General features: G+C 55.0%; 9 protein-coding genes and 1 pseudogene. 5 read left to right on the top strand and 5 right to left on the bottom strand.

Going from position 1 to position 10,805, the window contains the following annotated elements; genetic code table 11:
• Positions 1 to 248: 248 nt before the first annotated feature.
• Positions 249 to 965 (bottom strand): annotated as a pseudogene (locus tag K9857_RS27620) (L,D-transpeptidase family protein); the annotation flags it as partial.
• Positions 966 to 1,209: 244 nt separating this feature from the next.
• Here K9857_RS27620 and K9857_RS27615 point away from each other — a divergent pair.
• A complete protein-coding gene (locus K9857_RS27615; protein WP_224541309.1) occupies positions 1,210 to 1,449 on the top strand; it encodes a hypothetical protein in 240 nt (79 codons plus the stop codon).
• Positions 1,450 to 1,587: 138 nt separating this feature from the next.
• Here the strand turns inward: K9857_RS27615 and K9857_RS27610 are convergent, their stop codons facing one another.
• The 3 genes from K9857_RS27610 to K9857_RS27600 all read right to left on the bottom strand — a co-directional run bounded on the left by K9857_RS27610 (position 1,588) and on the right by K9857_RS27600 (position 4,577).
• Positions 1,588 to 2,832, bottom strand: a complete 1,245-nt coding sequence (locus K9857_RS27610; protein WP_224541307.1) for a saccharopine dehydrogenase family protein — start codon at positions 2,830 to 2,832, stop codon at positions 1,588 to 1,590.
• A gap of 27 nt (positions 2,833 to 2,859) precedes the next feature.
• Complete coding sequence (gene nspC / locus K9857_RS27605) at positions 2,860 to 3,957, bottom strand: carboxynorspermidine decarboxylase (protein ID WP_224541305.1); 1,098 nt, start codon at positions 3,955 to 3,957, stop codon at positions 2,860 to 2,862.
• Positions 3,958 to 4,334: 377 nt separating this feature from the next.
• Positions 4,335 to 4,577: a DUF6429 family protein gene (locus tag K9857_RS27600; protein ID WP_224541303.1), complete on the bottom strand. Its 243-nt coding sequence runs from the start codon at positions 4,575 to 4,577 to the stop codon at positions 4,335 to 4,337.
• 126 nt (positions 4,578 to 4,703) lie between these two features.
• Here K9857_RS27600 and dusA point away from each other — a divergent pair, with 126 nt between their 5' ends.
• A complete protein-coding gene (gene dusA / locus K9857_RS27595) occupies positions 4,704 to 5,690 on the top strand; it encodes a tRNA dihydrouridine(20/20a) synthase DusA (RefSeq protein WP_224541301.1) in 987 nt (328 codons plus the stop codon).
• Between the two features lie 19 nt (positions 5,691 to 5,709).
• Here the strand turns inward: dusA and K9857_RS27590 are convergent, their stop codons facing one another.
• Entirely contained in the window at positions 5,710 to 6,543 is an 834-nt protein-coding gene (locus tag K9857_RS27590; RefSeq protein WP_224541299.1) for an undecaprenyl-diphosphate phosphatase, read from the bottom strand.
• 547 nt (positions 6,544 to 7,090) lie between these two features.
• Here K9857_RS27590 and K9857_RS27585 point away from each other — a divergent pair.
• The 3 genes from K9857_RS27585 to K9857_RS27575 all read left to right on the top strand — a co-directional run bounded on the left by K9857_RS27585 (position 7,091) and on the right by K9857_RS27575 (position 10,541).
• Positions 7,091 to 7,831, top strand: a complete 741-nt coding sequence (locus K9857_RS27585) for a winged helix-turn-helix domain-containing protein (protein WP_224541297.1) — start codon at positions 7,091 to 7,093, stop codon at positions 7,829 to 7,831.
• A gap of 274 nt (positions 7,832 to 8,105) precedes the next feature.
• On the top strand, positions 8,106 to 8,768 hold the full coding sequence (locus tag K9857_RS27580; protein WP_224541295.1) for a transcriptional regulator: 663 nt from the start codon (positions 8,106 to 8,108) through the stop codon (positions 8,766 to 8,768).
• Between the two features lie 378 nt (positions 8,769 to 9,146).
• Complete coding sequence (locus K9857_RS27575) at positions 9,147 to 10,541, top strand: undecaprenyl-phosphate glucose phosphotransferase (RefSeq protein WP_224541294.1); 1,395 nt, start codon at positions 9,147 to 9,149, stop codon at positions 10,539 to 10,541.
• Positions 10,542 to 10,805 lie beyond the last annotated feature (264 nt).

Genomic DNA, 10,805 nt, shown 5'->3' with positions numbered 1-10,805 from the left:
TCTTGCGCACTTCTCTGTAAGGACCGAAATTAGAAGCCTGTAGAGATATATCCACAGGGTTATCCACATTTAAGTGCGCAACTTCTTGCGCATAATGGCTCCACAGCATTACGCCTGCTGCGAGGCAGATTGACCCTTTTTAACTGCTCTACACGGAACGCGACCCGCCCCGCCATTCGCCTCCCATTGATCCCCGGAGATCACGAACGATCCAACCCTGCCACCTCACCTGCCTTTCCTGCATTCCCGTCACCCACGATCCGCACTTTCGTGCCGGCCGGCACCTTCGAAAAAAACTCTTCGATATCGTGGTTGTACATGCGGAAGCAGCCATGGCTGGTGCGCGTACCAATTCCGAATTTTTTGTTCGATCCGTGGATGAGGTACGTCGATTGTCCTAAACGGATTTTGTACGGACCAAGCGGATTGTCCGGCCCAGGGGGTACGCGGCTTGGCAGCGGATCACCTTCCGCCGCGTGTTCCGCGCGAATGGAAGGCGTCGGGAACCACGACGGGTTGGCGACTTTCTCGGTGATGCGGGTCGTGCCCAGGGGCGATGACCACCCCTCTCGACCGATTCCCACTGGATAGGTGTAAACGGTTCGAGTGCCTGCGGGAAAGTAGTAAAGGCGGAGTCCGGTCAGATCGATGACCACACCTTCTCTCACTCCGTCGGGCAATTTGAACTCCGTGGGTATCTGGATGGTTGTTCCGACTTTGGGCAACCAGGCATCCACGCCAGGATTGGCATCCAGCATCTCCTGATAGCCAAGGTTGTAGCGCTCAGCCAGGTCAGCGAACGTGTCCTCGTAGCGTGCAATAACAAACTGCCTCACACCTACCTTCGAACTTCCATCAGTGGGCAGTTCGTAACGGGCCGCCATACTTGGCTGGAATACTGAACTGGCAATCACGAGGGTCGCTAACCAGAACTTCTCGCTTGCTGAAGGTGCGCGTCCATTCATTGGGAAAATCTGTACCGCTTTTATCATCAGGTGAACCTTGGCGAGCCTGCTCATTACGTGAGGAAAGGATGCTCGACGATCGAAACCCATAAGACAAACGCGTATTACTTATGCATCCAGTTGAAAATCGAATTGATCAACTTCCTAAACAGCCACGCGGATCAGCCTGCCCCTCCTTTGAGGTTTCACTGATGTTCTCGCCTCCCCGGCTCGTTAGGTCAGCTCCGACAAGTAAGTACTGTCGATGCAGCAAAGCAGCGCCGAAGCCCTCAGGTCTCTGGGGATTGCGCGGGAAGCGGGAGAAGTGATTCGGGAGATATCGAGGGCGGTGACGGAAATCAACGAACGCAACCTGCTGATTGCCACGGCGTCCGAGCAACAGGCCCTGGTTGCGCGGTCGGCCGATCAGACAACCGTTACCAGCAGTGAACTGACCAAGCTGGCCGTCGGATTGAGCAAGGTGGTCGCTCGGCTTCAGGCTTGAGTAAGTCGCAATGCTTACCCCTGAACCTGTAGGAGCGAGCATGCTCGCGATGGACTCGAGGACGCCGCTGGGGTTCAGACCTCCAGCGGTATCTTCAATGTCTATCGCAAGCGTGCTCGCTCCTATTACTTGCGCAGCTTAAGAGGCGAAACTCAGGGCGCGGTCTCCTTGCTCGTCCTTGATGCGCGTTGGCAAGCCCATGACGTCCAGTGCCGCCAGGAATGGCTCAGCCGGCAATTCCTCGACGTTGACCATTCGGCTCACATCCCACTCGCCCCGGGCGACCAGCAAGGCTGCTGCCACCGGTGGCACACCGGCGGTGTAGGAAATGCCCTGACTATCGGTTTCGGCGTAGGCCTCTTCGTGGTCGGCCACGTTGTAGATGAACACCTCACGTGGTTGACCATCCTTGGTGCCCTTGACCAGGTCACCGATACAGGTCTTGCCGACGTAACCAGGCGCCAGAGAGGACGGATCAGGAAGGACCGCCTTGACCACTTTCAGCGGAACCACTTCCAGACCTTCGGCGGTCTTGACCGGTTGTTCCGAAAGCAGACCAAGGTTTTTGAGCACGGTAAATACATTGATGTAATGCTCGCCGAAGCTCATCCAGAAACGCACGTTCGGCACGTCGAGGTTCTTGGACAGCGAGTGCACTTCGTCATGGCCGGTCAGGTACAGGTTCTGCGAACCTACAACCGGCAAGTCGTCGGTGCGCTTGACTTCGAACATCGTATTACTGTGCCACTGGCTGTTTTGCCAGCTCCACACTTGCCCGGTGAACTCGCGAAAGTTGATTTCGGGATCGAAGTTGGTGGCGAAGTACTTACCGTGAGAACCTGCATTGACGTCGAGAATATCGATCGAATCAATGCTGTCGAAATACTGTTGTTTGGCCAATGCGGCATAGGCGTTCACGACGCCCGGGTCAAAGCCCACACCGAGAATGGCCGTAATGTTCTTCTGTTGGCACTCTTCGAGGTGCTTCCACTCGTAGTTGCCGTACCAGGGTGGAGTCTCGCAGATCTTGCCCGGCTCTTCGTGAATGGCGGTATCCAGATAGGCCGCACCGGTATCGATACAGGCGCGCAGCACCGACATGTTGACGAAGGCGGAACCGACGTTGATGACAATCTGCGATTCGGTTTCGCGAATCAGTGCCTTGGTCGCCTCGACGTCCAGTGCATCGAGTGCAAAGGCCTTGATTTCAGCAGGCTGTTTGAGGCTGCCTTTAGCCTTGACGCTGTCGATGATGGCCTGGCATTTGGAGATGTTGCGCGACGCGATAGCAATCCGACCGAGTTCGTCGTTGTGCTGCGCGCACTTGTGGGCCACCACCTTGGCGACACCTCCTGCACCAATGATAAGAACATTCTTCTTCAATTTCTTTTTCTCTCCTTTTCTACCAGCTTACGAAAGGCTGGACATGTAATCGTTGTAATCGAACTCACGAACCACCTCGACAGTACCGTCGAGTTGTTTCACTACAATGGACGGCATTTTAAGGCCGTTGAACCAATTCTTCTTGACCATGGTGTAACCCGCAGCGTCGACGAAAGACAGACGGTCACCGATGGCCAGCGGCTTGTCGAACTGATACTCACCGAAAATATCTCCGGCCAGGCAGGATTTGCCGCACACCATGTAAGTGTGTTCGCCTTCGCTCGGCGCCAGCTTGGCATTGAGGCGATAGATCAGCAGATCGAGCATGTGCGCTTCGATCGAGCTGTCCACGACTGCCAGGTGCTTGCCGTTGTAAAGGGTGTCGAGCACGGTGACTTCCAACGACGCACTCTGCGTGATGGCGGCTTCGCCCGGCTCCAGGTAAACCTGCACACCGTACTTCTCGGAGAACGCCTTGAGACGCGCGCAGAATTCATCCACTGCGTAGTCTTCACCGGTGAAATGGATACCGCCGCCGAGACTGACCCACTCGACCTTGTGCAGCAGATGGCCGAATCGCTCTTCGATCGTGCACAACATCTTGTCGAACAGGCCGAAATCACCGTTCTCGCAGTTGTTGTGAAACATGAAACCGGAAATCTGCTGGATAACCTGCTCGATCTTCTCCGGATCCCATTCACCCAAGCGGCTGAATGGACGCGCAGGATCGGCCAAAAGATAGTCCGAGCTGCTCACCTGAGGATTGACACGCAGACCGCGCACTTTGCCTGCGGACGCCTGGGCGTAGCGCTGCAACTGACCGATGGAGTTAAAGATGATCTTGTCGCAGTTCTCGAGCATCTCCTCGATCTCTTCGTCGGCCCAGGCCACGCTGTAGGCGTGGGTCTCGCCAGCGAACTTCTGACGACCCAGCTTGAGCTCGTAAAGCGATGACGAGGTGGTGCCATCCATGTACTGCTGCATCAGATCGAACACCGACCATGTGGCAAAACACTTGAGCGCCAGCAACGCCTTTGCACCCGATTTTTCGCGCACATAGGCAATTTTCTGCATATTGCTCAGCAGCTTTTGCTTGTCGATGAGGTAGTACGGTGTCTGGATCATTTCAGCCTCCGATCAGGCCAGCCAAAAAAAGGAGCGGTATTGTGCCTTCACTCCCCCCACACCGGAAGCGTTTTACCTACTGCGATTGGTTGCGTTTACTGTTATCAGAGGCTGAATAGCCTCTTGGAAGTGGTTATGGCAGTTGCAAACCACTGGTCAGATCGAGCGCATTTGTCGACGACATCAGTAAATGTCGAGCCTTTTAAGGGCGGGATTGCCCCGAACCTGTAGGAGCGAGCTTGCTCGCGATGCACCCGAGAACGCCGCGGGGCATCAGGCCTCCGGCGTCATCGTTGACGTCCATCGCGAGCGAGCTCCTACAGGGAATGCGTCGTGGCAAAATCCTGGCGATCGTAAGTCAGGTCTCAGGGTCGGACTCATTCCCCCTTTGAGCTTTCAACCCCAAACAGCCGAGCGGCTATCTTCTGACCTCGCTCCATCCCTTCCGGCGTCAACCATATTGATTTCGCTTTGCCCACCGGATCATTAATGAAGCCATGCTCATGTAATCGATTCATGACCCCGAAGTCGAAGCCTTTCCAGGCGTTGCCTCTGTCGGAACTGAAGGCTGCCAACAGAGCAAGCACAGCGTCTTCAATCAGTTTGTCGTCGTATTCCATGATCGTTGCTCCGCTTCTACAGAAATATCGGGAGATGCCAAGAATCATCACTATAAGCCTCTCCAAACACCATTCCTTCATCCCTGATAAACTGCGGCCCTTCGCATTCCAGATCCAGATTCCCCCATGTCTCAGCAAACAGCCCCGCTCTCCCGCCGCTTCTCCGTCGCCCCCATGATGGACTGGACGGACCGCCACTGCCGTTTCTTCCTGCGCCTGCTGTCGAAGAACGCCCTGCTCTACACCGAGATGGTCACCACCGGCGCTCTCCTCAACGGCGATCACGATCGTTTCCTGCGTCACGACGAAGCCGAGCACCCGCTGGCGTTGCAGTTGGGCGGTAGTGTTCCGCTGGATCTGGCGGCTTGTGCGCGCATGGCGCAGGAGCATGGTTACGATGAGGTGAATCTGAATGTCGGCTGCCCGAGTGATCGGGTGCAGAACAACATGATTGGCGCCGTGCTGATGGGGCATCCGCAGTTGGTGGCCGATTGTGTGAAGGCGATGCGCGATGCGGTGTCGATTCCGGTGACGGTCAAGCATCGCATCGGGATCAACGGGCGGGACAGTTACGAAGAGCTGAGTGATTTTGTCGGCACGGTTCGCGAGGCTGGTTGCACGAGTTTTACCGTGCATGCGCGGATTGCGATTCTCGAAGGCCTGTCGCCGAAGGAGAATCGTGAGATTCCGCCCCTGCGTTATGACGTGGCGGCGCGGTTGAAGGCGGACTTTTCGGACCTGGAGATCGTTCTCAATGGCGGGATCAAGACGCTGGAGGCTTGTCACGAGCATCTGCAGACCTTCGACGGCGTGATGCTGGGGCGCGAGGCTTATCACAACCCTTATGTGATGGCTGAGGTGGATCAGCAACTGTTCGGCAGCACCGCGCCGGTGATCAGCCGCGCCGAGGCGCTGGCGCAGATGCGTCCTTATATCGCTGCGCATCTGGATGCGGGTGGTGCGATGCATCACATCACGCGGCATATGCTGGGGCTGGGCACCGGTTTCCCCGGTGCGCGCAAGTTTCGCCAGTTGTTGTCGGTGGATATTCACAAGACCAAGGAGCCGCTGGCGTTGCTGGATCAGGCGGCAGGGTTGCTCGAGGGGCGTTGATGCCCCCCGGCAGTACGGATCAGGCGGCTGCGGCCGCCGTCCAGTTCACCCAGCCGAAGATCCAGGTGGCCAGGATCAGCAAGCCGAACACAATCCGGTACCACGCAAACGCCGCATAGCTGTGGTTGGCGATGAACTTAAGCAAACCGCGCACGGCGATCATCGCGAAAAAGAACGCAGTCACGAATCCCGTGGCGAACACCGCCAGGTCGCCGGCCTGGAACAGGTCCCGATACTTGTAGCCCGAGTACACCGCGGCGCCGACCATGGTGGGCATCGCCAGGAAGAACGAGTATTCGGTGGCCGCCTTGCGGGACAGGCCGAACAGCAAGCCGCCGATGATGGTGGATCCGGAGCGGGACGTGCCTGGAATCATCGCTAGGCATTGTGCGAAACCTACCTTCAGCGCGTCGGACCAACGCATGTCGTCGACATGGTCGATGTGCACCACATGCTCGCGCCGCTCGGCCCACAACATCACGATGCCGCCCACCACCAGCGCGACCGCCACGGTGATCGGGTTGAACAGGTATTGATGAATCTTGTCCGCGAACAACACGCCCAGCACGACTGCCGGCATAAAGCCGATCAGCAGGTTGAGGGTGAAGCGTTGCGCGTTGCGTTCGGTGGGCAGGCCTTTGACGATATCGAAGATCTTGCGACGGAACTCCCACACCACCGCCAGGATGGCGCCCAATTGAATAATGATGTTGAACGCCATGGCGCGTTCGCCGCCGAACTCCAGCAAGTCCGCGACGATAATCTGGTGCCCGGTACTGGAGATGGGCAAAAACTCGGTCAGGCCTTCTACAGCGCCTAATATCAACACCTTTATAAGGGTCCAGAAATCCATTAATCCTCCCTCGGGCCACTTTTAATGGGGTGGCCTGCTTTCAGGTATTGAGCAACTAAGATGAAAGAATTCGGCCGCATGCAGCGATCGGCCGATTTCAGCGGCGCAGAATATGTCCTGATAAACAGACCACTCAAGGCTTGTTAATAAACGTCCGGGTATTGGATTGTCCAAATACGGAATTAACAGGTAGAAAGCGCTGGATCGCAGAACAAATGTGACCGGATTCACAATCACCCGGAATTTAACGGAAGAGGCCATTGGCCATGAACTGGAGATCGAAGGCAAAACAGTGGCAAAAGGACATAAATACCGCTATTCCGTCATAACAAAATAGTGGCACAATCGCATATTGCCAGCATCTAAACAGGATATTCCACTAGTTCACCCCACCGAGAAAAGCAACTAAAACCTTGAAAAGCCTAGTTATTGTTAAGAAACTCGCGATCCACGTCTGATTTCCGCGTGAATGTTACCAATTGTCAGTCACAGATCAGAACCGGTGCTTTAACATCCCGATGACAGCACCTTTTCGAGTTAAAGCACTATGCTTACAGGGAACTTGGCGACTACTAGAATTCAGCACCGCAAGGACAGCGAACCGGGTGTTCTCACCCTGGGTCGTACTCGCGGCGTGGCTGAACATTTTAGTGCATTAGTCGCAAGGCACGTTCACGCCGATATAACGCTTGAGGCAAGTTCGTACACTCATTCGTATAACGGTAATGGTTGCCAGGGTTCATATCGCGCCATCTTCGTCATCATCGACAGCCCTCAGGCCATGGAAGAAAACCTTGCGCTGGTGCAAAGCCTTCGCGATGACAACCTGGCCCCTATCATTTGCGCGGTCATCACCGGTCGCGGCGCGTTCAACAAGATCAAGTACTATCTTGCCGGTGCCGACTTTTGTATCAAGTTCAATACTCTTTCCGATGAAAGCTTTGAGTTACTTGCCGACTTCTTCAATAGTGAAGAGTGGCAAAGAGACATCAATTTGGTATTGGACCCGACCCGCATTTGCCTGTCGGATAACAGCATGCGGCTCGACATTTCCTTTGCCGAAATGAAGATCCTCGAAGCTTTTGCGCAAAACAGTAATCACATTCTAAGCCATGACGAAATCGCCAGCATCATGGGGCTCAATACCAATTTCTATGATCCCAGGGCGCTGGAAAAATCGATCAGCCGTTTGCGCGGAAAAATCAAGGACGTGTACGGCACGAACGCCATCCAGAGCATTCGCGGCTATGGATACCGCCTCATGCGTGGGCTGATTTCGACAGCCTGAATCGAGCAAAAGCAAGGGTCTGACCATGGGCCCTTTTTCAACTATACGAAGATATAGGCTTCACCCGCTGTTTGCGGCTGTTTATCCAATTCCATGACCGTGTTAACACTAAACCATAACAATAAATGTTTAATATCTAGCCGATCGAGTGGAACCTATCGAGCCTGTTTGGGACCAACACCCTGCCTTTTCGATTAACTCCGCGGGAGCGCTTTGCTCTCTCTGCCGATCCCTTTTTTTTCGCCAAATTTGGTGTGTACTCCAGGAGAAAGACATGGAAACCAGTACGACTCTCCCAAGAAAATATTTTGTAGTTGTGACTCACAGCACAACTTCACAACGTGAACTGGAAAGTCTCCTGTCCAGTTCGCGATTCAATTCGTTCAGTACATCCCAGGCGCAAATGTTCATTGAAGATGCGGCGCCCACATCTTCGGCGCCGGTGCTGATGGAATTCACTTACCCCCGCGTGGCCAGGAAGAATATCCCGCACACTATCGAACATGACACGCAGAAAATCCTCGCGACACTGGAAGCCGAATGGAATGCCGCGCAATCCGGTAATCCCTTTGCCCACCTTCCGGCAATGTCGCAGGAACCGAGAAAAACAGAAGGCGATGCACCTTATAGCGAAGTCTGGCAACTCGATGACGATCAAAACGTATTGATCAAGGACAATATCGAGATCAGCCTCACCGGTCTGGAAGCCACACTGGTCAGGAAAATGCTCCACCACGAAGAGCGGGTCGTCAGTCGCGACGAACTGATTCTGAGCATTGGCCGGGAACCGGAACAATACCGTGGCCTGGAAATGTGCCTGAGTCGCCTGCAGGACAAGTTCAAAAGTGCCAGCAATGGCGAACGCCTGTTTCGTGCCGTGCGCAATCGTGGTTATTGCCTGATTCAGGAAGTGGTAGCGGAAAACCGTTCGGCCTGATCTCGCCAGACAAACACAACATGCAAACATCAATAGTGCGATCAAAATAACAAAAAGAGCACTTTGTTTGCCTCCCTCCTTATTTAATCTCCTGCCTCCAGCTCCCCTACAATACCCAATACCTCCCGACTATTTCATCTTCTGCTGATTGACGTTTTCTAACGACCGATCATGCCCAACTATTAAAGTTCGAACACCCTGTTCCTGTTAGAACTCGTCAGACACCCGTTCCGGCAATAACTTAATCTATTGACTGACGACAGTTCGCCTATCGACGTTGTTAGCCTCAGGACACTAGCTTCAATAACAACAATAAGCCTGCTTAAACAACTCGGTTTCGGCTGTCGAACCTGAACGGACGTCTTTTGGGGATATCGCATGGATCTTAGTTTACGAATCAATCGAAATAACGGCCTCAAGGGACTTACCTTTTGGGGTCAATGGGCGCTGGCGCAAACCTTCGTCGTTTCGTTGTTATTCATACTTGCCGATCAGCACACCGGATCGGTCGAGTTTTACTACCGTATGTGCGCGGTTCTGACGGTATTGGCCTCGGTCCCGGCTTATACGTTCAGCGGCGTGTATCGCAAACGGGACAACTATGTGACCGGTCTCGGTCGCCTGCTCATGGGTTGGTCCATGACCATGGGCGGCCTGGCCTGCGTGGCTTTTGTCTGCAAGGCCGATGCGTTGTTCTCCCGGGAAGTGATCCTGAGCTGGGCGGTGTATGGCTTCCTCGGCCAGGCGTTCCTTTATGCGCCGCTGCATGCGTTTTCGAAGTACTACCAACGATCGCGCAAGAGCGAGCATAAAACCCTGATCGTCGGCACGGGCGAACTGGCGTTGGGGCTGGCCAGAAAGTTGAGCGAACATGAAAACCTGCCGCTGGTAGGTCTGGTCAGCGACGGCGCCCTGCCCGCCATGGAACCGGATGCGCCGCGCATCGTTGGTGCCCAGGAGGAGTTGCTGGCGCTGATCAAGGACCACGACATCCGTCGCCTGTATATCACCCTGCCGCTGTCCGAAGCGGCGAAGATCGAAGCGATGTATGGCGACTTGCTGGATGCCAACGTCGATGTGGTGTGGGTGCCGGATCTGAATAGCCTGACGCTGCTCAATCATTCGGTGAAAGTCGTTGACGGTCTGCCGGCGATCTACCTGAACGAAAGCCCACTGACCAGCCGCCCTACCGCCGCCCTGAGCAAGAGCCTGATGGAAAAAAGCGTGGCGCTGCTGGCGGTGATTCTGCTGAGCCCCGTGCTGCTGATCATCGCACTGGCGGTGAAGCTCAACTCGCCCGGCCCGGTGTTCTTCAAGCAGGATCGCCATGGCTGGAACGGCAAGGTGATTCAGGTCTGGAAATTCCGCTCGATGCGGGTTCACGATGACAAGGAAGTGAAGCAGGCCAGCCGTAACGACTCGCGTATTACCGCCGTTGGCCGCTTTATCCGCCGCACTTCGCTGGATGAACTGCCGCAGTTGTTCAATGTGCTGCAGGGGCATATGGCGCTGGTGGGTCCACGTCCGCATGCGGTGGCGCACAACAACTATTATTCCGGGAAGATTCTGGCGTACATGGCGCGGCATCGGATCAAACCGGGGATCACTGGGCTGGCGCAGATCAATGGCTGCCGGGGTGAAACCGATACCCTGGACAAGATGCAGAAGCGGGTCGAGATTGATTTGAAGTACATCAATAACTGGTCGTTGTGGCTGGATCTGAAGATTCTGGTGAAGACGCCGTTTACCTTGTTGTCGAAGGATATTTATTGATGGGTCGGCGTTGATTGACACCGAAAAGCAAGGGGACGGAAGTCCCCTTTTTTGTGGGTGGTGTTTGGGCTGACGCCATCGCGAGCAGGCTCGCTCCCACAGGGTCCTGGGGTATTCGGGGATATTGTGGCTGACGCAAAAACTGTGGGAGCGGGCTTGCTCGCGAAGGCGTTGGGTCAGTCTACAAGGATGTTGGATGTGCCGGCCTCTTCGCGAGCAAGCCCGCTCCCACAGGGTTATGGGTCGTTTGAGGATATTGTGATC

The organism is Pseudomonas sp. REP124, from assembly GCF_020164475.1.
Taxonomy (GTDB): Bacteria; Pseudomonadota; Gammaproteobacteria; order Pseudomonadales; family Pseudomonadaceae; genus Aquipseudomonas.
This window is presented reverse-complemented; position numbering and strand designations above follow the sequence as displayed.

Coding starts and splice junctions, on each gene's coding strand:
- K9857_RS27585 (WP_224541297.1), top strand. CDS start 7,091: ATGCTTACAGGGAACTTGGCGACTACTAGAATTCAGCACCGCAAGGAC.
- K9857_RS27590 (WP_224541299.1), bottom strand. CDS start 6,543: ATGGATTTCTGGACCCTTATAAAGGTGTTGATATTAGGCGCTGTAGAA.
- K9857_RS27600 (WP_224541303.1), bottom strand. CDS start 4,577: ATGGAATACGACGACAAACTGATTGAAGACGCTGTGCTTGCTCTGTTG.
- dusA (WP_224541301.1), top strand. CDS start 4,704: ATGTCTCAGCAAACAGCCCCGCTCTCCCGCCGCTTCTCCGTCGCCCCC.
- nspC (WP_224541305.1), bottom strand. CDS start 3,957: ATGATCCAGACACCGTACTACCTCATCGACAAGCAAAAGCTGCTGAGC.
- K9857_RS27580 (WP_224541295.1), top strand. CDS start 8,106: ATGGAAACCAGTACGACTCTCCCAAGAAAATATTTTGTAGTTGTGACT.
- K9857_RS27575 (WP_224541294.1), top strand. CDS start 9,147: ATGGATCTTAGTTTACGAATCAATCGAAATAACGGCCTCAAGGGACTT.
- K9857_RS27615 (WP_224541309.1), top strand. CDS start 1,210: ATGCAGCAAAGCAGCGCCGAAGCCCTCAGGTCTCTGGGGATTGCGCGG.